This is a genomic window from Pseudomonas sp. 008 (assembly GCF_016861935.1).
In the GTDB taxonomy this organism is placed as follows: domain Bacteria; phylum Pseudomonadota; class Gammaproteobacteria; order Pseudomonadales; family Pseudomonadaceae; genus Aquipseudomonas.
Genome location: NZ_BOMA01000021.1, coordinates 24,946 through 46,459, shown reverse-complemented (window position 1 = coordinate 46,459; position 21,514 = coordinate 24,946). Strand labels below are relative to the sequence as shown.

The window sequence follows — 21,514 nt, the reverse complement described above, 5'->3', positions numbered from 1 at the left end:
GATTCACCACCAAACTTCCCGCTTACAACGACTCCAGGCACCCGGCCAAATCATTCCCCAACTTTTCCAGCACCTGCTCATACCCTTGGGCAGTCGCTGGTGTGTATCCGCCCAATGCATCCAGCTCCGCCAGTTTCACCGGTAGCCCGGCCACCAGGGTTTCTGCCAGGCGCGGACGCAGCGGCGGTTCGCTGAATACGCAAGTTTTGCCGACTTCCTGCAACCGCGTACGCATCGCCGCGACATGCTGGGCACCGGGCTGCACTTCGGCGGCGACACTGAACACACCGGCGTGTTTGAGGCCGTAGGCGTCTTCGAAGTAGTCGAAGGCTTCGTGGAACACGAAGTAAGGCTTGTTCGCGATCCCTGCCAGGCGAGCCTTCAGGCGTAGGTCCAGGGCATCCAGGCGTTCATCGAAGGCTTTGAGGTTGCTCTGATAGCGCGCCGCGTTAGCCGGATCGGCTGCACTTAGATCGGCCGCCATTTTGCTGGCGATCACTCGGGCGTTGATCGGTGACAACCACAAGTGCGCATCGAGGCTGCCAGGGCGATGATCGTGGTCATGCTCGTCGGCTTCTTCGGCGTGGGAGTGGCTGTCTTCGGCGAAATGTCGCAGTTTCAGGCCAGGCAAATCCTGTACTGCGACGCTGGGTAGCGTACGACCTTTCAGTACGCGAGGCAGGAAACCTTCCATGTCCGGACCGATCCAGTAAACCAGGTCTACCGACTGCACCTTCCGTACGTCGGATGGGCGCAAGGCATAGTTATGCGGTGATGCCCCGGGCGGCAGCAACACTTCCGGAATCGCCACACCCTCCTGTACCGCAGCAGCAATCAGCTGCAGCGGCTTGATGCTGGTAAGGACGTTGACTTCGGCCTGGGCTGAACCGATCAGCAGAAAACTTGCGACAAATGCGACAAAGATAGAAAAAAGTCGGGACACGATGACCACTCGAAGAGGCGAGAACGGGTAACATAATAACGTCTCTCACAACACTCGTCGCCGCTCATGCCTAAAACACCGATTGCCAGTCGTCCCCACGACCACTCTCATTGCGTCCATAGCGCATTGTCTGAGGCCGATGCCTTGTGCGCACGTCAGGGGCTACGCCTGACCGCTTTGCGCCGGCGGGTGCTGGAACTGGTCTGGCAAAGCCATAAACCGCTGGGTGCCTACGACATTCTGGCGGTGCTCAGCGAGCAGGACGGCCGCCGTGCTGCGCCGCCGACCGTGTATCGCGCGCTGGATTTTCTGCTGGAAAACGGCCTGGTACACCGCATCTCCTCGCTGAACGCCTTCGTCGGCTGCAATCACCCGGAACACGCTCACCAAGGCCAGTTCCTGATTTGCCGCCAATGCCACGCCGCCATCGAGCTTGAACAGAAGTCCATCAGCGACGCGATCGTCGGCAGTGCCAGGGACGTCGGATTTATTGTCGAGGCCCAGACCGTTGAAGTCATCGGTCTCTGCTCGGGTTGCCAGGGGGCTTAATGAGCAATGCGCTGATCCGTCTTGAGCAGGTGGCCGTCACTTTTGCCGGGCAAAACGTGCTGGATAACATCGAACTGAGCGTCGAGCCGGGGCAGATCGTTACCCTGATCGGCCCTAATGGCGCCGGTAAAACCACGCTGGTGCGCGCGGTGCTCGGTCTGTTGAAGCCGGACAGCGGCAGCGTCTGGCGCAAGCCGAAGTTGCGCGTCGGTTACATGCCGCAAAAACTCCATGTCGATCCAACCCTGCCGCTATCAGTGCTGCGTTTCTTGCGTCTGGTCCCTGGCGTGGACCGCGCTCGGGCCTTGGCCGCCCTCAAGGAAGTCGGCGCCGAGCAGGTGATCGACAGCCCGGTACAAAGTGTTTCCGGTGGCGAAATGCAGCGAGTACTGCTGGCCCGGGCATTGCTGCGCGAGCCGGAGTTGCTGGTGCTCGATGAGCCGGTACAAGGCGTCGACGTGGCCGGTCAAGCCGAGCTCTATAGCCTGATCACACGCCTGCGCGACCGTCATGGCTGCGGCGTATTGATGGTCTCTCACGATTTGCATCTGGTGATGAGCACCACCGACCAGGTGGTGTGCCTGAATCGCCATGTCTGCTGCTCCGGGCATCCCGAGCAGGTCAGCGGCGATCCCGCGTTCGTCGAACTGTTCGGAAAGAACGCACAAAGTCTGGCGATTTATCACCATCATCACGACCACGCTCACGACCTGCATGGCTCGGTGGTCATTGCGACCCCGTCGGCCCATACCCACGTTCATGGAGATAGCTGCAAGCATGGCTGATTTTCTGCTTTTCGCCCTGCTTGCAGGTCTGGCCTTGGCGTTGGTCGCGGGTCCGCTGGGTTCGTTCGTGGTCTGGCGGCGCATGGCTTATTTTGGCGACACCCTGTCCCACGCCGCGCTGCTGGGTGTGGCGCTGGGCTTTCTGCTGGATGTCAGCCCGACCGTGGCTGTCACCGTAGGCTGCCTGTTGCTGGCAGTGTTGCTGGTGACGCTGCAACAGCGGCAGCCATTGGCGTCTGACACGCTGTTGGGAATTCTCGCACCGAGCACGCTCTCCCTGGGCCTGGTGGTACTAAGCTTCATGCATGAAGTGCGGATCGACCTGATGGCCTATCTGTTTGGCGACCTGCTGGCGATCAGCCCGACCGATCTGGCCTGGATCCTCGGCGGCAGCGCGGCGGTGCTGGTATTGCTTGTCACGCTGTGGCGACCCTTGCTGGCGATCACCGTGCATGAAGAACTGGCCAGGGTGGAAGGTTTGCCGGTGGCGGCGTTGCGTCTGGTCCTGATGTTGCTGATCGCCGTGGTGATCGCGGTGGCGATGAAAATCGTCGGCGTGTTGCTGATTACTTCGTTACTGATTATTCCGGCGGCTGCGGCACAGCGTCACGCCCGCTCGCCGGAGCAGATGGCACTGGGCGCGAGCCTGCTGGGCATGCTCGCGGTGTGTGGCGGGCTGGCGTTGTCCTGGTTCAAGGACACCCCGGCTGGCCCGTCGATTGTGGTGGCGGCCGCCGCGTTGTTTCTGCTGAGTTTTGTCCTGCCCCGCCGAGGGGTGTAGACTTGCTCGTTTTTTGCGCAAATAGAGAGTCGCAGGAATGAAGCCGTTCGCCTCCCGTTATCTGCTCCTTGTCGCATTTTCGCTGCTACTGGGTGCTTGCCAAAGCACGCCGCCGGCGGCCACCGAGGCCCCCGATGCACGGGCCACGGCTATTGCACAACTGGAACAAAGCCTGGCCAGCAGCGAGCTGGCCACCGCCGAGGATCAATTGGCGGCCTTGCAGGCCGAGTCGCCCAACGATCAATCCCTTGAGCAATACCAGCGGCAATTGGCCGAAGCCTATTTACTGCGCAGCCAGATCGTGTTGCAAAAAGGTGATGTGAATGCCGCGGCCACTGCCCTCAGCCGTGCCCGGGTATTGATGCCCAAGGCCCCGGCGCTGACCGGTGGCGTTAACAATGCCATCGTTCATGCACGTAAGGCTGAACTGGATAAAGCCGAAGCGGCCCTCAAGGCTGCCGAAGCCAAACCGCAGGCCAAAGTGATCGACCCGACGGCTGAAAGCACGACGGTGGCATTGAACCTCACCGATATGAGCAAACTTCGTCGTCAACTCGATGCTATCGCCGCTGATGTGGTGAATTATCAGTGCGACGTGAGCATTCAGGCTCCCCGTACCCAGGATTACCCATGGTTGGCCACCTTGCTGACCAAACGGGTGAAGAAGCTGGATTCGGAGTTTGATCTGAAGCTGGAGAAACAGATTCTGCGTAATATTCCGGCGCAGATGGTTTTGAGTCCTCGCAAGCCATAAAGAAAAGATCGCAGCCTGCAGCAGCTCCGGACCGTCTAGGAGTTAGCGCAGGCTGCGATCTTTTGCTTTTCTAGATGCATCAGGCCGCAATTGCCTTGGTCCCAGGTTCCTACCTTTGATCGCCTTATTGCCAAATCGCTGGTTGAAGGCGAAATAAATGCTAAGAACCTCTATACGGACAGGCTAAAATGCGCGCCCGGCTAACCGCTGATCCTTTTCTAACGCGCCCCACAAGGTTCGCTACGTGATCGAGTTTCAAAACGTCCACAAAACTTACCGCGTCGCCGGTAAGGATATTCCCGCCCTGCATCCGACCAGTCTGACGATTGAGAACGGTCAGGTCTTTGGCCTGATCGGCCATTCCGGTGCGGGAAAAAGTACCCTGCTGCGCCTGATCAATCGCCTGGAAAACTCCAGTGGCGGCAAGATCATCGTCGATGGTGAAGAAGTCACGGCGCTGGATGCCAACGGCCTGCGACGTTTCCGTCAGCAGGTCGGGATGATTTTCCAGCACTTCAACTTGCTGGCGTCCAAGACCGTGGCCGATAACGTTGCGCTGCCGCTGACCCTCGCCGGTGAGCTGTCGCGTAGCGAAATCGACCAGCGTGTGGCGCAATTGCTGGCACGGGTTGGCCTGGCCGACCATGCGAAAAAATACCCGGCGCAACTGTCCGGTGGTCAGAAGCAGCGTGTCGGCATCGCCCGCGCCCTGGCAACCAAGCCGAAAATTTTGCTGTGCGACGAAGCCACCAGTGCCCTCGACCCGCAGACCACGGCGTCGGTTTTGCAATTGCTGGCCGAGATCAATCGCGAGCTGAAGCTGACCATCGTCCTGATCACCCACGAGATGGATGTGATCCGTCGAGTCTGCGATCAGGTGGCGGTGATGGATGCCGGTGTGATCGTCGAGCAAGGTTCGGTGGCCGAGGTGTTCCTGCATCCCAAGCACCCGACCACCAAGCGCTTCGTCCAGGAAGACGAGCAGATCGACGAGAACGAACAGCGCGACGACTTCGCTCACGTACCGGGCCGCATCGTACGTCTGACCTTCCAGGGCGAAGCGACCTACGCACCATTGCTGGGTACCGTCGCCCGGGAAACGGGCGTGGACTACAGCATCCTGGCCGGTCGTATCGATCGCATCAAAGAGGTTCCCTACGGCCAATTGACCCTGGCCGTCACCGGTGGCGACATGGAAGCGGCGTTTGCTCACTTCACCGCAGCTGATGTCCACATGGAGGTGCTGCGCTGATGGAAGTCCTGATGAGTTTCTTTTCCAATATCGACTGGTACGAAATCTGGCTGGCCACCGGCGACACCCTGCTGATGCTTGGCGGTTCGCTGTTGTTCACCGTGCTGCTGGGGTTGCCGTTGGGCGTGCTGTTGTTCTTGTGCAGCCCGCGTCAGTTATTGGAAGCCAAAGGCGTTTACGCGATGCTGTCGCTGGTGGTGAACATTCTGCGTTCGCTGCCGTTCATCATTCTGCTGATCGTGATGATTCCGTTCACCGTATTGATTACCGGCACTTCCCTCGGTGTCGCCGGTGCGATCCCACCGTTGGTGGTGGGCGCTACGCCGTTCTTCGCGCGACTGGTGGAAACCGCCCTGCGTGAAGTGGATCGCGGCATCATCGAAGCGACCCAGGCGATGGGCGCGACGACCCGTCAGATCATCACCAACGCCTTGCTGCCGGAAGCCCGCCCGGGCATCTTCGCGGCGATTACGGTGACAGCGATTACACTGGTGTCCTACACAGCGATGGCCGGTGTGGTCGGCGCTGGCGGCTTGGGCGACCTGGCGATCCGTTTCGGTTACCAGCGTTTCCAGACCGACGTGATGGTGGTCACCGTGGTGTTGCTGCTGGTGCTGGTTCAAGTGCTGCAAACCGTCGGCGACAAGCTGGTGGTTCATTTCTCCCGCAAATAAACAGTTTTCGTCACTTAAGACATGAGCCGGCCATTCGCTGGCAGGCGCCAAACGGGCGCCTCACAAGGAGTTAGCTGAATGAAAAAACTACTCGTCGCATTCGCTGCCGTTGCAGCCTTTTCCGCCCACGCTGCCGACACCCTGACCGTTGCGGCCACCCCGGTGCCCCACGCGGAAATCCTCGAGTTCGTTAAACCGGCCCTGGCCAAAGAAGGCGTGGACCTGAAAGTCAAAGTCTTCACCGACTACATCCAGCCGAACGTACAGGTGGCCGAGAAGCGTCTGGACGCCAACTTCTTCCAGCACCAACCGTACCTGGATGAATTCAACAAGGCCAAGGGCACTAACCTCGTCAGCGTTGCCGGTGTGCACCTGGAGCCGCTGGGCGCTTACTCCAGCAAGTACAAGAAACTGGAAGAGCTGCCGGGCGGCGCCAACGTGGTGATCCCGAACGACGCCACCAACGGCGGCCGTGCGCTGTTGCTGCTGGCGAAGGCTGGCCTGATCAAGTTGAAGGATTCGAACAACATCCTGTCGACCGTCAAGGACATCACCGAGAACACCAAGGACCTGAAATTCCGTGAACTGGAAGCCGCGACCATCCCGCGCGTGCTGACTCAGGTCGATCTGGCGCTGATCAACACCAACTACGCGCTGGAAGCCAAGCTCGATCCGTCCAAGGACGCGCTGGTCATCGAAGGCAGCGACTCGCCGTACGTGAACATCCTCGTTGCCCGTCCGGACGACAAGGACAGCGCGGCAATGCAGAAACTGGTTGCTGCCCTGCACAGCCCGGAAGTGAAAGCCTTCATTCTCGAGAAGTACAAAGGCGCGGTATTGCCGGCGTTCTGATCTGAAGCTTTAACGAAAAAAATGGGGCGCATTGAATGCGCCCCATTTTTTTGCCTGAAACACCGTACCTGTGGTGCTTATTGACGGTTGAGCATCACCGGCAACTGCGCCACCAGTTTCTGGTTATTCAACGGCGCACGAATGAACCCGCGTTGAGTTCCGTCCGGTCCGATCACCGCGAGGTTGCCGCTGTGGTCGACGGTGTAGTTCGGCTTGCTGGTGTCCGCCGGAATGAACGGAATGCTCACCGCGTTGGCCATTTTCTGAAGGTCTTCGACCGAGGCTGCGGTCAGCCCGATGAATTGCGGATCGAAGTAGCCCAGGTACTGCTTGAGTTGCTTGGGCGTATCGCGGTTCGGGTCGACGCTGACCAGGATGACCTGCAACTTGTTCACCGCATCCGCCGGCAGTTCACTCTTGATCTGCCGCAGCTGGGCGAGGGTGGTCGGGCAGATGTCCGGGCAGAAGGTGTAGCCGAAGAACAGCAAACTCCACTTGCCTTTCAGTTCGTTGACCGCCACTGGCTTGCCGTCCTGATCGGTCATCTTCACGTCCGGCAGATTGCGGCTTTGGGGCAGCAAGATGATCCCTGCATCGATCAGCGCCGTCGGGTCGCCCTGGTTTTTCCCGGTCAGTACTTTATTGACGGTCAGGCCCAGGATCAGCGCGATCAGGGCAACGAGGATGAAGACGGTTTTCTGGGTTCGAGTCATAGGATCAACAGTAAGTAGTGGTCTACGAGCAGCGCGATAAACAGCAGGAATAAGTAGTAGATAGAGTACTTGAACGTGTTGATCGCCGCGTGCGGTCGAGTGCCACGGTACAGCACCACGGCCCATTGCAGAAACCTTGCACCCAGTAAAAGGGCACACATCAGGTAGAGCACGCCGCTCATGTGGATCACGTAGGGCATCAGGCTGACGGCCAGCAACGCAAAGGTATAAAGCAGGATGTGGACTTTGGTGTAGTGCTCGCCATGGGTCACCGGCAGCATCGGAATGTCAGCCTTGGCGTATTCCTCCTTGCGGTGAATCGCCAGCGCCCAGAAGTGCGGCGGGGTCCAGGCGAAGATGATCAGCACCAGCAACAATGGTTCGGCGCCGACATGACCGGTGGCGGCGGTCCAGCCGAGCAGTGGCGGGGCAGCTCCGGCGAGGCCGCCGATGACGATGTTCTGCGGCGTCGCGCGTTTCAGGAAACCGGTATAGACCACGGCATAACCGAGCAAGGAGGCGAGGGTCAGCCATGCTGTCAGCGGGTTGGTGAAAGTCAGCAACAAGGCCTGACCGAGCATTGCCAGTATCAGGGCGAAGGTCAGCGCAGCGGCTGGAGACACCCGGCCTTCGGCCAGGGGCCGTTTGTGGGTCCGGGCCATGACCGCGTCGATGCGCCGGTCCACCACATGATTGACCGCCGCCGCCCCGCCGGCACACAGGGCGATCCCCAGATTGCCGAATACCAGCACCGTCCATGGCACCCCGGCGCGGGTCGCGAGGAACATGCCGACCAGCGAGGTGATGAGCATCAGCACCACCACTTTCGGCTTGGTCAGTTCCAGGTAGTCTCGCCAGATGGCCTGACTGTGACGTTCGCCGATCAGAGTCGCCATGGCATCTCTCCTTTTATTGTTATGGGCCCGGCCGAGTGTTTACGCGGGCTGAAACGCCAGCGCCGAGGGGGCTGATGCTTGACCCGAACCAGGCTGGTTCGCGCGTGATAATTGACCAGCACCATCGTCAGCAACAGCGCCGCACCGCCGGCGTTGTGGGCGACGGCCACCGGCAGCGGCAAGTGGAACACCACGTTGCTGATGCCCAGGGTGATTTGTGCGGCAAGGGCGATCAGCACCATGACGGCCAGGCGCGTCATGCCGACGACCTTCAGTTGCCAGGCCAGACCGAGCAGAACAAAGGTGACCAGTAACGCGCCGATGCGGTGAGTCAGGTGAATCGCGGTGCGGGCATCGCTGTCCAGTTGCCCGCCCAGATAATTCGGGCCGATGTGTTGGGTCAGGTGAAAACCGTTGGCGAAATCAGCCGGTGGCAGCCATTGGCCGTGGCAGGTCGGAAAGTCGATGCAGGCTACCGCCGCGTAATTGGAGCTGACCCAGCCACCGAGAGCAATTTGCAGGATCACCAACAACAAGCCGGCGGTTGCCCAGTATTGCAAACGTCGAGGCACGGTCAGCGCCGGCAATACGCCGGACAGGCGCAAGGTCAGCAGAAACAACAGGCTCAAGGTCGCAAATCCGCCGAGCAAATGCCCGGTGACCACTTGCGGCCAAAGCTTGAGTGTCACCGTCCACATGCCGAAAGCCGCTTGGCCAATGACCAACGCCAGCAGGAACAGCGGCAACTTCACCGGCTGCCCCGGATGATGACGATGGACCCAGGCGCGGCCCGCCAGCACCGCGATCAGCAGCCCCAGCGTGCCGGCGAAGTAGCGATGGACCATTTCGTTCCAGCCCTTGTGGGCTTCCACCGGGGTGTCTGGAAAATGCAGTTCGGCATGAGCCAGTTGGGCTTCGCTTTGCGGCACGCTGATAAAACCGTAGCAGCCGGGCCAGTCCGGGCAGCCGAGGCCGGCGTGGGTCAGGCGTGTGTAAGCGCCGAGCAACACCACAATCAGTGCCAGCAAGGTGGCAAACAGCGCGAGGCGAAATCCAGGTTTGGCCATGACGATGCCCTTATCCGATGTTCGACAGTTTCAGCAGGTGGCGCAGGTCGTTGAGCAGGTCCTTGCCCTTCACCGTCGGGTCGTAACGCAGCACCAGATTGCCGTGAGGGTCGATGATCCACAGGTGCGGCGTGTCATTGCTCTGCGCGCCTTTGATGTAGGACGGCAGGTCCAATGAATAGCGTTGCAACTGTGGGTACTCGCGTTGAAGTTTAGTCTCGTAATCGCTGTTCAGCGGCTGCGCGATGGCCAGTGCATGGCTGGCACGGGCAGCATCGCGACCGAGGCCGATCTGGATCTGCCGCGCCAGATAAACCAGCTGCTGGCAGTCCACCGAGCAGTCCTTGGGTGCCGTCACCAGCAACTGCCAGCGTTCTTCTTGCGCTTGTACGCCAATGTCGGCGCGAGTCTGGCCGTTGCCGATCAGTTCACCGTGATAACTGCGGCCTTCGGGCACCCAGAACTGCAATTTGTACATGCCGGTGGCGAGGATCATTGGACCGATCACCCCCAATAAAATCAGCAACAACTGCAAGCGTCCGCGCCGCCGATTCACCGGTGTTTTCGCCTCAGACATGCCGGGTGGATTCATGGCCACTCCCATTATTGTTCTCCTTTGCGTTGTGCCATCCGAGATAGAGATAAAGGCCGAACAGCGCGATCGCCAGGGCGAACCACTGCACGGCGTAAGCCAGGTGCTTTTCCGGCCCCATGGCCACCACCGGCCAATCGGTGCGGTAGGTCGCAGGGCCACTTTGCGCGCGTAATTCGTAGGCGAAACCGTCACGTTCAAGCGCCGTCCATAACCTGGCCGGTTCAACGGCGGTGATCAGTTGTGGCCAGGTCGTGGTGTTGGGGTCGGCGTGCAACTGGAACGTTGCGCCGGGGGAGACGTAGACCCAGGCGTCGAGGCTCAACACCTGAGTCGGTGTGGTGAATGACGGCGGGGTACGCCGATCCGGCCACGGCAGCCAGCCGCGATTGACCAGCAGCCAGAGCCCGGTGGCCTGATCCTGAAACGGTTGTAACAGCTCGACCCCGACCTTGCCGTCGCGCTGCCGGTTATCCAGCAGCAGGCTGTGTTCGGCATCGAACTGGCCGTGCAGGCGAACCCGGCGAAAGGCCGGATCTTCGGTGTGTTGCAGTTCGGTGCTGGCCATCGGTTCGGCCGCCCGGCGCTCGGCGTAATTTTGCAGCAGCGCGCTTTTCTCCGCGCCCCGGCTCAACTGCCAGAAGCCGAGTGACACCAGCAAGGGCAGCAGCACCGCGACCACCAGAGTCGGCACGAGGCCCAGCCGGAAGCGCTTCATGGCGTCGCCAGAAAGTCGGTCATCGCGATAGCTATACTCACATGCATCGCCTGTCCCCCGGAGTGTCACCATGCTCAAAGCAGCCATCGTCCTGATGCTGATTGCCACGGTTGTCAGCCTGTTCAGCGGCCTGTTTTTTCTGGTCAAGGACGACAGCAGCTCGAATCGCCTGGTCATCGCCTTGAGTATTCGTGTTGCGCTGGCCGCCATTACTGTCGGCTTGATCGCCTGGGGTTTTTTCAGCGGCCAGCTGGTGTCCCACGTGCCTTGGTAGTCATGAGTGCCAGGCTCAAAGTACGTAGACGAAAACGAACAACCCGATCCACACCACATCCACAAAGTGCCAGTACCAGGTCGCCGCCTCGAAGCCGAAATGGTGGTCTGCATTGAAGTGCCCGCGCATGATGCGCATCAGCATCACGAACAGAATGATGGTGCCGATGGTCACGTGGGCACCGTGGAAACCGGTGAGCATGAAGAACGTTGCGCCGTAGATGCCGGAGCCGAGGGTCAAGCCCAGCTCGTGGTAGGCGTGCAGGTATTCTTTGGCTTGAAAGCCCAGGAAGCCGCAACCGAGCAACACGGTCAGCGCCAGCCAGATTTTCAGCGCCCCGCGATGGCCTTTCTTCAAGGCGTGGTGAGCGATGGTCACGGTGACGCTGGAACTCACCAGCAGTACGGTGTTGAGCAGCGGCAGACCCCAGGGGCTGATGACTTCCTTGGGGGGAGGAAAGAGTTTCGAGTCCGGGTTGTTCAGCAGCGGCCAGGTGAACTCGAACGTCGGCCACAGCATGTGGGCGATGCCTTTGGTGCCTTCACCACCCAGTGCCGGGCCCGCGATGTTGCGCACATAAAACAGCGCACCGAAAAAGGCCAGGAAGAACATCACCTCCGAGAAAATGAACCAGCTCATGCCCCAGCGGAACGAGCGGTCGAGTTGCGGGCTGTACAACCCCGCGCGACTCTCCTTGACCACCGTCCCGAACCAGCCGAACAGCATGTAGGCCAGCAGCAGTCCGCCGACGAAAAAGATCAGCGGGCCATGGGATTCTGGCCGCGCAGCCTTCAGGTCGTTGAACCAGGTGCCCAGGCCGAACACCGTGACCAGCATGCCGATCGTGGCGATGATCGGCCATTTGCTCTGGGCTGGAACGTAATAATGTTCATGAGTTGCCATTTATTGTTCTCCTTATCGGGCACGCTTTAACGCCTAGCCACCTGTGCTTGCTGCAACAGCCACGGGCGGATGACGTGCGGTGATATCGAACAGCGTGTAGGACAGCGTCAGGTGCTTCACATCCTTGGGCATGTCGCGGTCAACGATGAACCGTACTGGCATCTCGATGCGTTGACCGGGCTGCAGCACTTGCTGGGTAAAGCAGAAACATTCGGTCTTGTGGAAGTACGCCGCAGCTGCACTCGGCGCGATACTCGGCACCGCCTGGGCGCTCATCGGCCGGTCGGTGGGGTTGTGGGCGATAAAAATCATCTCGTTCACCGCCCCGGGGTGCGCGGTCAGCTCATCCGTCTTGGGATAGAAATCCCAGGGCATGTCAGCAGCGTTGGTCGACAGAAACTGCACGCGAACCTGCCGCGAGGCGTCGACCGTTTGCTCGCCTTCATACTGCCCGGCGGTTTTGCCATTGATGCCGAATGCCTTGCACATCACGTCGTAGATCGGCACCAGGGCAAAGCCGAAGACAAACATCGCCGCCACCACCAGTAACAGGCGGGTGACCAGTTTCTTCATCGAGATCGAGTCAGCCATTATTTCCAGCCTCTACGCCATATCCTGTAGGAGCTGGCTTGCCAGCGAAGGCGGAGTGTCTGACACACCGCGCTGCGTTCATCGCCAGCAAGCCGGCTCCTACAGGACCGAGGCGTTTCATTTCACTTCCGGCGGTGTGGTGAAGGTGTGATACGGCGCGGGCGATGGAATGCTCCATTCCAGCCCTTCGGCACCATCCCACGGCTTGGCCGGTGCCGGCTCGCCGCCGCGAATGGTCTTGATCACGATGAACAGGAAGAAGATCTGCGTGGCACCAAACATGAACGCGCCGATCGACGACACCATGTTGAAGTCGGCGAATTGCAGGTTGTAGTCCGGAATCCGCCGCGGCATGCCCGCCAGGCCCACGAAGTGCATCGGGAAGAACGCCATGTTCATGCCGATGAAAGACAGCCAGAAGTGCAGCTTGCCGAGGGTTTCGTCGTACATGTGGCCGGTCCACTTCGGCAGCCAGAAGTAAGCCGAGGCGAAGATCCCGAAGATCGCCCCCGGCACCAGCACGTAATGGAAGTGCGCGACCACGAAGTAGGTGTCCTGGTACTGGAAGTCCGCCGGGGCGATGGCCAGCATCAACCCGGAGAATCCGCCAATGGAGAACAGGATCACGAACGCCACGGCGAACAGCATCGGCGTCTCGAAGGTCAGCGAGCCTTGCCACATGGTGCTGGCCCAGTTGAACACCTTCACGCCGGTCGGCACTGCGATCAGCAGCGTGGCGTACATGAAGAACAACTCGCCCACCAGCGGAATGCCGACCACGAACATGTGGTGCGCCCAGACGATGAATGACAGGAACGCAATACTGGCCGTGGCATAGACCATCGAGGTGTAGCCAAACAGCGGCTTGCGCGAGAACGCCGGAATGATCGAGCTGACGGCACCGAAGGCCGGCAGGATCATGATGTACACCTCGGGGTGACCGAAGAACCAGAATACGTGCTGGAACAGCACCGGATCACCACCACCGGCGGCACTGAAGAAACTGGTGCCGAAGTGGATGTCCATCAGCATCATGGTCACGCAGCCGGCCAGTACCGGCATCACCGCGATCAGCAGGAACGCGGTGATCAGCCAGGTCCAGACGAACAGCGGCATTTTCATCAACGTCATGCCGGGGGCGCGCAGGTTGAGGATGGTCGCGATCACGTTGATCGCCCCCATGATCGAACTGATCCCCATCAAGTGGATGGCGAAGATGAAGAACGTCACGCTTTCCGGCGCGTAGGTGGTCGACAGCGGTGCGTAGAAGGTCCAACCGAAGTTCGGCCCGCCACCGGGGGTGAACAGGGTCGATACCAGCAGCAGGAACGCCGCCGGCAACAGCCAGAAGCTGAAGTTGTTCATCCGTGGCAGGGCCATGTCCGGCGCGCCGATCATCAACGGGATCATCCAGTTGGCGAGGCCGACAAAGGCCGGCATCACCGCACCGAAGACCATCACCAAGCCGTGCATGGTGGTCATCTGGTTGAAGAACTCAGGCTGGACGATTTGCAGCCCCGGCTGGAACAGCTCGGCACGAATCACCATGGCGAACGAGCCGCCCAGCAGGAACATGGTGAACGCAAACCACAGGTACAGCGTGCCGATATCCTTGTGGTTGGTAGTCAGCACCCAGCGCATCAGGCCTTTGGCGGGGCCGTGGGCGTGGGCGGTATCGGTATGAACATGGTCATCGACTACAACAGTCATGTCCTGTCTCCTGCAAACGGCTGGGCTGGGCGAACCGGGACGTCATGCCCCGACCGATTCCTTGAGTACGCAATAGACCGGGTCATTTGCTTTCCGCCTGTTTCAGCTCCAGCACTTCTTTAGGGGTGACCATGTCGCCTTTGTTGTTGCCCCAGGCGTTACGTTCGTAGGTCACGACCGCCGCGATATCGACTTCCGAGAGCTGCTTGCCGAACGCCGCCATGGCGGTGCCGGGCTTGCCATGGAAGACCAGGCTCAGGTGAGCTTCTTTCGGCCCGGTGGCGATTTTCGAGCCCTTGAGTGCCGGGAACATCGGCGGCAGGCCCTGGCCTTCGGCCTGGTGACAGGCCACGCAAGTGGTGTGATAGATCTTGTCGCCGCGCTCCTTGAGCTCGTCGAGGGTCCATTCCTTGCTGGTCAGCTCTTTGAGTTGCGCGGCTTCCGCCTTGCGCTCGCCCAGCCATTTTTCGTAGTCGGCCTTTTCCTTGACCTCAACCACGATCGGCATGAAGCCGTGGTCCTTGCCGCACAGCTCGGCGCACTGGCCGCGGTAGATGCCGGGCTTGTCGACTCGGGTCCAGGATTCATTGACGAAGCCCGGAATCGCATCGCGCTTGACTGCGAAGGCCGGCACCCACCAAGAGTGGATGACGTCGGCGGAGGTCACCAGAAAACGCACCTTGGCACCGATCGGCAGCACCAGTGGCTTGTCGACCTCCAGCAAGTAATGCTCGCCCTTGGCTTCCTTGTTGTGGATCTGATCGGCGGGGGTAGTCAGGTTGCTGAAAAATTCGACGTCCTGACCCAGGTATTTGTAATGCCACTTCCACTGATAGCCGGTGACCTGGATATCGATATCCGGCTCCGTGTTGTCGTACATCTTGATCAGTGTGGCGGTTGCAGGGACCGCCATGGCCACCAGGATAAGCAGGGGGACGATGGTCCAGAGGATTTCAACGGTGGTGCTTTCATGAAATTTTGCGGCCACCTGCCCGGTCGAGCGGCGGTGGATCATCATCGACCAGAACATGGCGCCGAAGACGATGATGCCGATCACCACACAAATCCAGAAAATGGTCATGTGCAGATCGAATACTGCGTGACTGATCTCAGTCGCTCCAGGCGCCATATTGACAGTCCAGGCCGCTTGCGCCTGACTGAAAATCGACCACAACAGGAGGCCCATCCAGACATGTGGATGTCGCATCATTGCGGGTTCCCCTTATCGTTCTTGTTATCCCGTAGGCGTAACGCCTGCGGCAAGGGAGCGGCTTTTTCAGACCACGAACTTGAATCGCCGAGCCTTGCTGCATATGCAGTCGGGTGTCATCAGCTAACTCCATTCAGAACCGAGTATAGACAGCGACTGCCACCTCGCAACGCGATGGGGTAAATCAGCTGAAACAGGTTGGACTTGCGTTCCAGGTCACGAATGGAGAAGGATGCAGACGAGTGGTGGCAAATCGATATAACGCAGGCGTCTCAAGAATGAAATAATTATGACAAATGCGTCTTAGCCTTTTTCCTGAGCCAGCTAAGTTATGTCTTCCCTATTTCATTGCCTTTGTTTCCTGGAGTTTTCATGAACACCGCCGCATTGCGCGAGCAGATCCAAAAAGCCCTGCAACACGAGGCCGAGACCGGCCTGCTGACTCGTCAGCTGGAAACCCAACTGCCGCACCTTCACTCCGCCATCCAATTGCCGGATGTCGACGCCAACGGCGTGATGACGCGTTTTGTGGCCGCGTATATAGAACAAGTGCCAGACCTGCTGGATGCAGCCAATGAAGTCGCCAGGGAAGCGGGCATCGAATCGCAGATCAAGCCGGTGCTGACAATCGCCGAGCAGTTCTTCCTCCAGCCGCCGGCGATCATGGCCGGTCACGTTGGCCTGGACAGTCTGCTGGACGAAGCTTATCTGGCGCACCGCTTGGTCGAAGAGGTCAACGACCTGTACATCAAGCATTTTGGCCAGCCATTGATCCCCTTGGACATGACTGTCGCCAACCTGATTGCCCACCAATTGATTGGCGAGGAATTTGCCAACCAACTGGATGAGGCGGTGCATCACGCCGTGGACGAGATGCTTGACGATGAAAGTTTCGCGCTGGAGTCGGTGGAGGCCTACCGCGAGAAACTCAACAGCCCGGACACCGGCGCCGCGTGGAAGCGCTGGCCGTGCCTGTCGCGCCAATTGGGTGTCGAGCTGGAGCTGGATCAGCCAGCGGCTTGATCCAACGGTAAGAACCGAATACCTGTGGGAGCGAACAAGCTCGCTCCCACACGGTTATCTATCCGGCGGAACCTACGCCCGTCGTGGTCCGCAACCGCCCTTCAAGCCTGCGCTTCAACCCCCGCGCTTCAATCAACAGCTTCGAACCCTTGGCCGCATTGGCCCGGCCCCACTCCTCCAGCAACTCAAGGCACGAGTGATCGATGTAGCTCAGGTTATTGAGCGGCACATGCACCGTCGCGCCTGCGGGAATGCTCCCCAGCACCTGGGTCAACGCCGGCACCTTGAGGAAGGTCGCCGCCCCCACCAGTCGCAGTTCCATCTCGCCGTCCGCCGGTAGATCGATCAGGCTGATTTTCAGGCGCGACGCTTTCCAGGCCAGCTTGGCCAGCGTCAGGCCGAAGCCGATCAGCACACCGGTCAGCAGGTCGGTGAAGATGATTGCCAGTGCGGTCGCCGCATAGGTGAACATCGGCATCCGGCCATAACGGCCCAGACCGCGAAAGGCCTTGAGGTCTACCAGTTTGAAACCGGTGTAAACCAGCACGCCCGCCAGGCTCGCCACCGGAATGCTTTGCAGCACGCTCGATAGCAGCAGCACGAAAGCCAGCAACCACAGGCCATGGAACACCGTCGACAGGCGGGTGGTGGCGCCGGCTTGAACGTTGGCCGAGCTGCGCACGATCACCCCGGTCATCGGCAGCGCGCCGAGCAGGCCACACAACATGTTGCCCACACCTTGCGCCGACAATTCGCGGTCGAAGTCCGAGCGTTGACCGCTGTGCATGCGATCCACGGCGGCGGCCGAGAGCAGAGTTTCGGCGCTGGCGATAAAGGCCACGGCGAAGGCGGCGATCAGCAGGGTTGGGTCAGCCAGGTTGAGCAGATCCGCCGGGCGTAGCCAATCGATGGCCTCCGCGAGGTTAGCCGGGACCTCCACACGTTTGACTTGCAAGGCGAGCGCCAGGCTGGCGATCGTTGCCAGACCGACCCCGAGCAATGCACCGGGAACGAAACGCAGGGAATGCGGGCGGAATTTTTCCCACAGCCACATCACGGCAATGGTCGACAGCCCGAGCAAACCCGCTTGCCAGCCAAACGAAGGCAAAGCCTGAATCACTGCAGCAGGGAAGGCCGCCAGGTTATCCAGCCCCGAGGGCTTGGGCACGGCATCGAGCATTACATGCACCTGCGACAGCACGATCAACACGCCGATGCCGGCGAGCATGCCGTACACCACAGCCGGCGCCGTGACCCGAAACCAGCAACCCAGTTTCAAACGCCCGGCCACCAATTGCAGAAAACCCGCCAGTAGCAGGATCGGCCCGAGCATGGCGATTCCATGTTGGCGCACCAGTTCGAACACCAATACCGCCAGACCGGCCGCCGGGCCGCTGACTTGCAGTGGTGAACCGGCAAGCCAGCCAACCACCAGTCCACCGATGATGCCGGTGATCAGGCCTTTGGCCGGTGGCAGCCCGGAGGCTATGGCGATGCCCATGCACAAAGGCAGGGCAACCAGAAATACAACCACCGAAGCCAGCAGCTCCCGTGGCAGAACAGCTTTTAATTGAGCGGCACGCATGGTGACTCTCCCGAGGTTTTCTTCAGGCATGGCAAAGCCGGGCTGCTTGATCAGCAGCCTCGGCTAAACCACACAGGGATCTGGTGGCCTGTCTCGCAAACGTAGTTGTGAGACAGGCTACGAAGAGGATTTAGAAGCGCGCTTTGGGCGTCGCCACCGGAATCGGATGGCTGCCATCGAGCGGCAGGAAACAACCCTGATCCGCGTCGTAAGCCTGGATTTCGCTGGTTTCGATGTTGTACACCCAACCATGGATAAACAGCTGACCGTTGGCCATGCGCGAGGCCACCGACGGGTGCGTGCGCAAATGTTGCAACTGAGCGATCACATTCTCTTCGGTAAGGATGTGCATGCTCTCGCTTTCATTCGAGCAATGGCAGTTGTCCTGAACCATGGTTTTCGCCACTTCTGCATGGCGCAGCCAGGCTTTGACCGTCGGCATCTTTTCCAGGCTCTGCGGGTTGAGTACCGCGCGCATGGCGCCACAGTCGGAGTGGCCACAGATGATGATGTGCTGCACGCCGAGCGCCAGCACTGCGTATTCGATGGCTGTGGAAACACCACCGTTCATTTGCCCATAAGGCGGCACGACGTTGCCGACGTTACGGGTGACGAACAGGTCGCCGGGGGCGCTTTGGGTGATCAGCTCGGGAACAATGCGCGAATCGGCGCATGCGATGAACATCGCCCGAGGCCGCTGGGCCGTGGCGAGTTTTTTGAAGAGTTCTTCCTGCTGCGGAAAGATCTCGTGATGAAAATGCAAAAAGCCGTCAACGATATGCTGCAGCGCTGCATCGGCGGTTTCCGCCTCGGGTTGGGCTGAAGCCGACGCAGCCAAAGGCTGTTTATCCTTGTCACTCATGATTCATCCTCTTTGGCGGAGTCAGGGAATTTTCCCGTTTTGTCCGATGTGAAGCCAGTGGCTGTATAAAAAACATCCAGGTCGAAAAGCAGACCCGTCAGTCACTCGATGAACAAGGTAGCGGCCGAAGCTTAACTCAAACTGAATCAAACGCTCTAGAACGTGCGTTCCAGGTCATAAGAAATATGACCAGCTTGAACGCGACGTACCTTTTTCACTACTCCACCATAGGTCCAATTGTCCTTAAATCAATGACATCTGGCGACCCGGCGGACAAAAAGCTTTGCAGTCCAGATCGAAACCTTCCCGACGGTTGAGCCCAAGGCGCTTGATGGTTTTGGCAAAACGCTGCGCCAGCAGATCGGCAAATGGTCCTTCACCGCGCATACGGGCGCCAAACCGACTGTCGTAAAGCTCCCCACCACGGCTCTGGCGGATCAGGCTCAACACATGAGCTGCACGCTGAGGATAGTGGGCGGCCAGCCACTCTTCGAACAGCGGCGCCACTTCCAGCGGCAGGCGCAACATCATGTAAGCCGCAGTTTGCGCTCCGGCCGCATGGGCCTCAGTCAGCAGGCTTTCGAGTTCGCTGTCGTTGATCATCGGAATCATCGGTGAACACAAGACACCCACCGGAATCCCCGCTTCACGCATTACCCGGATCGCCCGCAGTCGTGCCTTGGGCGCAGCCGTACGGGGTTCGAGGATGCGTTTGAGCTCATCGTCCAGAGTGGTGAGGCTGATCATTACCGCCACCAGCCGTTGTTCGGCGAGTTCGGCCAGCAAGTCCAGATCGCGCAGAATCAGCGAGCCCTTGGTGATGATGGTCACCGGATGGCGATAGCGCAGCAGCACCTCGAGGGTCCTGCGGGTGATTTTGTGTTCACGCTCGATCGGCTGATAAGGGTCGGTGTTGGAGCCCAGGTTGATCGGCGCGCATTGATAGCCGCGTTTGGACAGTTGTTCTTCCAGCACATCGGCGGCGTTGGTCTTGGCGATCAGTCTGGTTTCGAAATCCAGCCCTGGCGACATGTCCCAGTAGGCGTGGCTGGGCCGAGCGTAGCAATAGATACAGCCATGCTCGCAGCCACGATAGGGATTGATCGAGCGGTCGAAGGGCAAGTCCGGCGAGTTGTTGCGGGTAATGATGGTCTTCGCCGTCTCGATGCGCACCTCGGTGCCTTGGGTGATCGGCGCTTCCTGATACCAACCGTCATCCTCGGCCACCGAACGGTTCGGTGCGAAACGGTTGTGCGGGTTGGTGGCGGTGCCGCGACCGCGGGGTGGCAGAGGCGTGTTCATCGATAAAAGTCCGTTGACTGTATGTGCATACAGTATCAAGGGGGCAAGCGACAAGCCAGTGCCGTTCGGCGAGTGAATGTCGGAGATTATATAAAGGAACTAACCATACAAGTTTCTGGATCAAGCGCATTGCGCAACTGTCATCACCGGAAATATATATCAAGTAGCGCAATTACAAAGGCTGTTAGTACTATCCTCGCCACACGAAGTTGTCGTGGATTATTAATTAAAAGGATTTAGTCATGTCGTTTTTTAATCAGCGTGGTATTTTTTTACAACTGTTGGCGCCCAGCATAACCAATCCTCGCGAAGCACAAGTATCGATGCAACTTGCCCGTAAAGAGCTGGGGTGGGAGGCGGTAAATGAAGTGCAGACAGAGGCGCTGGTCGATTCCGTCTATGTGACAGCGGTTTCCAGCGATGGTGGTCAGTCCTTCACGATCAAAACCATTAACAGCGATGTGGACGGTGATGGCGATATCGATGGTAACGACAAGGCAAAATTGCTGGCCTTGGCCAAGGCTTATTCCAGTATCGTAAATCCCTGAAGTTGATAGTTGTTGCCAGGTCTGCATGAGACTCCATGCAGGCCTGGTTTTATCGGCGTCTATTAACTCAAGGTCTTGCCGGATAGTGTCTCTCAGTCAACTAGCGATGTCGGACAGTCTGACTGATCTGAATGACAACCAGCCTCGGGCATTTGCTGTTCTATTCACGATTCTTTGACAGTGCCCTCACAGGTCTTTGACTGTCCCGAGTTCAGGCTATCGATCACTTATCCACCACTTCACGGTCGCCTGAGCATGTCCCTACTGCGCCTTCTACCTGCGACGTTTCTTTTGTCGCTGGCCGCACTTTTCAACCTGACGCTGGCCCACGCTGATGACGCTGCTCTATCCCGGCCTGCGGACTGGGCTCAATCGGTGGAGGTTCAGTACAACCTCTATCAGATGTCCCCGACCCTCTATCGCAGTGCGTTGCCGGACAAGGGGGCGGTGCCGTTGCTGGAAAAACTCAAGGTCGCCACCGTCATCAACTTCCTGCCTGAACCGGACTCAAGCTGGTTGTCCAAACCCGGAATCACCCAGATACAGCTGCCCTACCGCACCAATCATGTGGATGACAGTGATGTGCTCAAGGCCCTTCGCACGATTCAGAGCGCCGAGGCCAAAGGACCTGTGCTTATGCACTGCAAACACGGCTCGGATCGCACCGGCCTGATGGCGGCGATGTACCGGGTGGTGGTGCAGGGCTGGAGTAAGGAAGATGCGCTGAGTGAAATGACTCAGGGCGGTTTTGGCGATAGCACCCACTTCAAGGACGGCATTCGCTACATGATGCAGGCCGATGTCGACAAACTTCGTACGGCGCTGGCCAATGGTGATTGCAGCACAAGTCCGTTTGCCATGTGTTCGATGAAGAGTTGGTTCAACTCGGCCCATGTCGAGTAAGTAACACCTTCCACTGCGTTGCGCAGT

At 59.3% G+C, this 21,514-nt stretch carries 24 protein-coding genes; 11 read left to right on the top strand and 13 right to left on the bottom strand.

Translation table 11 applies throughout. The features are described from left to right. Positions 1-22: 22 nt before the first annotated feature. Positions 23-943 (bottom strand): zinc ABC transporter substrate-binding protein ZnuA, encoded by a 921-nt coding sequence (locus tag JUI81_RS30040; RefSeq protein ID WP_028940058.1) that lies wholly within the window; start codon positions 941-943, stop codon positions 23-25. 66 nt (positions 944-1,009) lie between these two features. On the opposite strand from JUI81_RS30040, the gene zur reads away from it, so the two are divergent. The 7 genes from zur to JUI81_RS30005 all read left to right on the top strand — a co-directional run bounded on the left by zur (position 1,010) and on the right by JUI81_RS30005 (position 6,590). Further along, on the top strand, positions 1,010-1,492 hold the full coding sequence (zur, locus tag JUI81_RS30035; RefSeq protein WP_026286509.1) for a zinc uptake transcriptional repressor Zur: 483 nt from the start codon (positions 1,010-1,012) through the stop codon (positions 1,490-1,492). Further along, positions 1,492-2,277, top strand: a complete 786-nt coding sequence (znuC, locus tag JUI81_RS30030; RefSeq protein WP_007940713.1) for a zinc ABC transporter ATP-binding protein ZnuC — start codon at positions 1,492-1,494, stop codon at positions 2,275-2,277. The genes zur and znuC overlap by 1 nt, the downstream gene beginning before the upstream one ends. Beyond that, entirely contained in the window at positions 2,270-3,058 is a 789-nt protein-coding gene (znuB, locus tag JUI81_RS30025) for a zinc ABC transporter permease subunit ZnuB (RefSeq protein ID WP_019580298.1), read from the top strand. Before znuC ends, znuB begins: the two co-directional genes overlap by 8 nt. A gap of 37 nt (positions 3,059-3,095) precedes the next feature. Further along, positions 3,096-3,812: a PA5502 family lipoprotein gene (locus JUI81_RS30020; protein ID WP_019580297.1), complete on the top strand. Its 717-nt coding sequence runs from the start codon at positions 3,096-3,098 to the stop codon at positions 3,810-3,812. Between the two features lie 244 nt (positions 3,813-4,056). Next, on the top strand, positions 4,057-5,064 hold the full coding sequence (locus JUI81_RS30015; RefSeq protein WP_007940716.1) for a methionine ABC transporter ATP-binding protein: 1,008 nt from the start codon (positions 4,057-4,059) through the stop codon (positions 5,062-5,064). After that, positions 5,064-5,738 (top strand): methionine ABC transporter permease, encoded by a 675-nt coding sequence (locus JUI81_RS30010; RefSeq protein ID WP_018927268.1) that lies wholly within the window; start codon positions 5,064-5,066, stop codon positions 5,736-5,738. Before JUI81_RS30015 ends, JUI81_RS30010 begins: the two co-directional genes overlap by 1 nt. 78 nt (positions 5,739-5,816) lie before the next feature. After that, positions 5,817-6,590, top strand: coding sequence for a MetQ/NlpA family ABC transporter substrate-binding protein (locus JUI81_RS30005; protein ID WP_204125570.1), 774 nt, complete (start codon positions 5,817-5,819; stop codon positions 6,588-6,590). A gap of 77 nt (positions 6,591-6,667) precedes the next feature. On the opposite strand, the gene JUI81_RS30000 is transcribed toward JUI81_RS30005, so the two are convergent. The 5 genes from JUI81_RS30000 to JUI81_RS29980 are packed head-to-tail and all read right to left on the bottom strand — an operon-like array spanning position 6,668 to position 10,576. Then, complete coding sequence (locus tag JUI81_RS30000; protein WP_018927266.1) at positions 6,668-7,303, bottom strand: SCO family protein; 636 nt, start codon at positions 7,301-7,303, stop codon at positions 6,668-6,670. After that, the gene (cyoE, locus tag JUI81_RS29995) at positions 7,300-8,199 is read right to left on the bottom strand and encodes a heme o synthase (RefSeq protein WP_018927265.1); all 900 of its coding nucleotides are present in this window, start codon (positions 8,197-8,199) and stop codon (positions 7,300-7,302) included. The genes JUI81_RS30000 and cyoE overlap by 4 nt, the downstream gene beginning before the upstream one ends. Further along, a complete protein-coding gene (locus tag JUI81_RS29990; protein WP_204125569.1) occupies positions 8,187-9,266 on the bottom strand; it encodes a heme A synthase in 1,080 nt (359 codons plus the stop codon). The genes cyoE and JUI81_RS29990 overlap by 13 nt, the downstream gene beginning before the upstream one ends. A gap of 10 nt (positions 9,267-9,276) precedes the next feature. Beyond that, positions 9,277-9,870, bottom strand: coding sequence for a hypothetical protein (locus JUI81_RS29985; protein WP_026286508.1), 594 nt, complete (start codon positions 9,868-9,870; stop codon positions 9,277-9,279). Then, positions 9,836-10,576, bottom strand: coding sequence for an SURF1 family protein (locus JUI81_RS29980; protein WP_064615678.1), 741 nt, complete (start codon positions 10,574-10,576; stop codon positions 9,836-9,838). The genes JUI81_RS29985 and JUI81_RS29980 overlap by 35 nt, the downstream gene beginning before the upstream one ends. A 70-nt stretch (positions 10,577-10,646) precedes the next feature. On the opposite strand from JUI81_RS29980, the gene JUI81_RS29975 reads away from it, so the two are divergent. Beyond that, a complete protein-coding gene (locus JUI81_RS29975) occupies positions 10,647-10,850 on the top strand; it encodes a twin transmembrane helix small protein (RefSeq protein ID WP_018927261.1) in 204 nt (67 codons plus the stop codon). Positions 10,851-10,865: 15 nt separating this feature from the next. Here the strand turns inward: JUI81_RS29975 and JUI81_RS29970 are convergent, their stop codons facing one another. The 4 genes from JUI81_RS29970 to coxB all read right to left on the bottom strand — a co-directional run bounded on the left by JUI81_RS29970 (position 10,866) and on the right by coxB (position 15,264). Further along, positions 10,866-11,753: a cytochrome c oxidase subunit 3 gene (locus tag JUI81_RS29970; RefSeq protein WP_018927260.1), complete on the bottom strand. Its 888-nt coding sequence runs from the start codon at positions 11,751-11,753 to the stop codon at positions 10,866-10,868. Positions 11,754-11,786: 33 nt separating this feature from the next. Further along, positions 11,787-12,344, bottom strand: a complete 558-nt coding sequence (locus tag JUI81_RS29965; RefSeq protein WP_018927259.1) for a cytochrome c oxidase assembly protein — start codon at positions 12,342-12,344, stop codon at positions 11,787-11,789. A gap of 117 nt (positions 12,345-12,461) precedes the next feature. Next, positions 12,462-14,054: a cytochrome c oxidase subunit I gene (gene ctaD / locus JUI81_RS29960; RefSeq protein WP_019580290.1), complete on the bottom strand. Its 1,593-nt coding sequence runs from the start codon at positions 14,052-14,054 to the stop codon at positions 12,462-12,464. An 82-nt stretch (positions 14,055-14,136) separates the two neighbouring features. Continuing rightward, a complete protein-coding gene (gene coxB, locus JUI81_RS29955; RefSeq protein ID WP_019580289.1) occupies positions 14,137-15,264 on the bottom strand; it encodes a cytochrome c oxidase subunit II in 1,128 nt (375 codons plus the stop codon). Between the two features lie 372 nt (positions 15,265-15,636). Between coxB and JUI81_RS29950 the strand changes: the two genes are divergently transcribed. Next, a complete protein-coding gene (locus tag JUI81_RS29950) occupies positions 15,637-16,287 on the top strand; it encodes a hypothetical protein (protein WP_019580288.1) in 651 nt (216 codons plus the stop codon). Between the two features lie 58 nt (positions 16,288-16,345). Here the strand turns inward: JUI81_RS29950 and JUI81_RS29945 are convergent, their stop codons facing one another. From JUI81_RS29945 to JUI81_RS29935, 3 genes are all read right to left on the bottom strand, one after another. After that, positions 16,346-17,872, bottom strand: a complete 1,527-nt coding sequence (locus tag JUI81_RS29945) for a SulP family inorganic anion transporter (protein WP_019580287.1) — start codon at positions 17,870-17,872, stop codon at positions 16,346-16,348. Positions 17,873-18,002: 130 nt separating this feature from the next. Continuing rightward, positions 18,003-18,734, bottom strand: coding sequence for a carbonic anhydrase (locus JUI81_RS29940; RefSeq protein WP_018927254.1), 732 nt, complete (start codon positions 18,732-18,734; stop codon positions 18,003-18,005). Between the two features lie 243 nt (positions 18,735-18,977). Further along, positions 18,978-20,036: a PA0069 family radical SAM protein gene (locus tag JUI81_RS29935; protein ID WP_019580286.1), complete on the bottom strand. Its 1,059-nt coding sequence runs from the start codon at positions 20,034-20,036 to the stop codon at positions 18,978-18,980. A gap of 242 nt (positions 20,037-20,278) precedes the next feature. Between JUI81_RS29935 and JUI81_RS29930 the strand changes: the two genes are divergently transcribed. Then, complete coding sequence (locus JUI81_RS29930) at positions 20,279-20,584, top strand: hypothetical protein (protein ID WP_019580285.1); 306 nt, start codon at positions 20,279-20,281, stop codon at positions 20,582-20,584. Between the two features lie 255 nt (positions 20,585-20,839). Continuing rightward, positions 20,840-21,487 carry a dual specificity protein phosphatase family protein gene (locus tag JUI81_RS29925; RefSeq protein WP_026331798.1) on the top strand — a complete coding sequence of 216 codons (648 nt, stop codon included), beginning with the start codon at positions 20,840-20,842 and terminating at the stop codon, positions 21,485-21,487. Positions 21,488-21,514: the final 27 nt, after the last annotated feature.

Excerpts from the sequence above, each read along its gene's own strand:
- zur (WP_026286509.1), top strand. The coding sequence starts at position 1,010 with ATGCCTAAAACACCGATTGCCAGTCGTCCCCACGACCACTCTCATTGC.
- znuC (WP_007940713.1), top strand. The coding sequence starts at position 1,492 with ATGAGCAATGCGCTGATCCGTCTTGAGCAGGTGGCCGTCACTTTTGCC.
- znuB (WP_019580298.1), top strand. The coding sequence starts at position 2,270 with ATGGCTGATTTTCTGCTTTTCGCCCTGCTTGCAGGTCTGGCCTTGGCG.
- JUI81_RS30020 (WP_019580297.1), top strand. The coding sequence starts at position 3,096 with ATGAAGCCGTTCGCCTCCCGTTATCTGCTCCTTGTCGCATTTTCGCTG.
- JUI81_RS30010 (WP_018927268.1), top strand. The coding sequence starts at position 5,064 with ATGGAAGTCCTGATGAGTTTCTTTTCCAATATCGACTGGTACGAAATC.
- JUI81_RS30005 (WP_204125570.1), top strand. The coding sequence starts at position 5,817 with ATGAAAAAACTACTCGTCGCATTCGCTGCCGTTGCAGCCTTTTCCGCC.
- JUI81_RS30000 (WP_018927266.1), bottom strand. The coding sequence starts at position 7,303 with ATGACTCGAACCCAGAAAACCGTCTTCATCCTCGTTGCCCTGATCGCG.
- cyoE (WP_018927265.1), bottom strand. The coding sequence starts at position 8,199 with ATGGCGACTCTGATCGGCGAACGTCACAGTCAGGCCATCTGGCGAGAC.
- JUI81_RS29990 (WP_204125569.1), bottom strand. The coding sequence starts at position 9,266 with ATGGCCAAACCTGGATTTCGCCTCGCGCTGTTTGCCACCTTGCTGGCA.
- JUI81_RS29985 (WP_026286508.1), bottom strand. The coding sequence starts at position 9,870 with ATGGGAGTGGCCATGAATCCACCCGGCATGTCTGAGGCGAAAACACCG.
- JUI81_RS29980 (WP_064615678.1), bottom strand. The coding sequence starts at position 10,576 with ATGAAGCGCTTCCGGCTGGGCCTCGTGCCGACTCTGGTGGTCGCGGTG.
- JUI81_RS29975 (WP_018927261.1), top strand. The coding sequence starts at position 10,647 with ATGCTCAAAGCAGCCATCGTCCTGATGCTGATTGCCACGGTTGTCAGC.
- JUI81_RS29970 (WP_018927260.1), bottom strand. The coding sequence starts at position 11,753 with ATGGCAACTCATGAACATTATTACGTTCCAGCCCAGAGCAAATGGCCG.
- JUI81_RS29965 (WP_018927259.1), bottom strand. The coding sequence starts at position 12,344 with ATGGCTGACTCGATCTCGATGAAGAAACTGGTCACCCGCCTGTTACTG.
- ctaD (WP_019580290.1), bottom strand. The coding sequence starts at position 14,054 with ATGACTGTTGTAGTCGATGACCATGTTCATACCGATACCGCCCACGCC.
- coxB (WP_019580289.1), bottom strand. The coding sequence starts at position 15,264 with ATGATGCGACATCCACATGTCTGGATGGGCCTCCTGTTGTGGTCGATT.
- JUI81_RS29950 (WP_019580288.1), top strand. The coding sequence starts at position 15,637 with ATGAACACCGCCGCATTGCGCGAGCAGATCCAAAAAGCCCTGCAACAC.
- JUI81_RS29945 (WP_019580287.1), bottom strand. The coding sequence starts at position 17,872 with ATGCGTGCCGCTCAATTAAAAGCTGTTCTGCCACGGGAGCTGCTGGCT.
- JUI81_RS29940 (WP_018927254.1), bottom strand. The coding sequence starts at position 18,734 with ATGAGTGACAAGGATAAACAGCCTTTGGCTGCGTCGGCTTCAGCCCAA.
- JUI81_RS29935 (WP_019580286.1), bottom strand. The coding sequence starts at position 20,036 with ATGAACACGCCTCTGCCACCCCGCGGTCGCGGCACCGCCACCAACCCG.
- JUI81_RS29930 (WP_019580285.1), top strand. The coding sequence starts at position 20,279 with ATGTCGTTTTTTAATCAGCGTGGTATTTTTTTACAACTGTTGGCGCCC.
- JUI81_RS29925 (WP_026331798.1), top strand. The coding sequence starts at position 20,840 with ATGTCCCTACTGCGCCTTCTACCTGCGACGTTTCTTTTGTCGCTGGCC.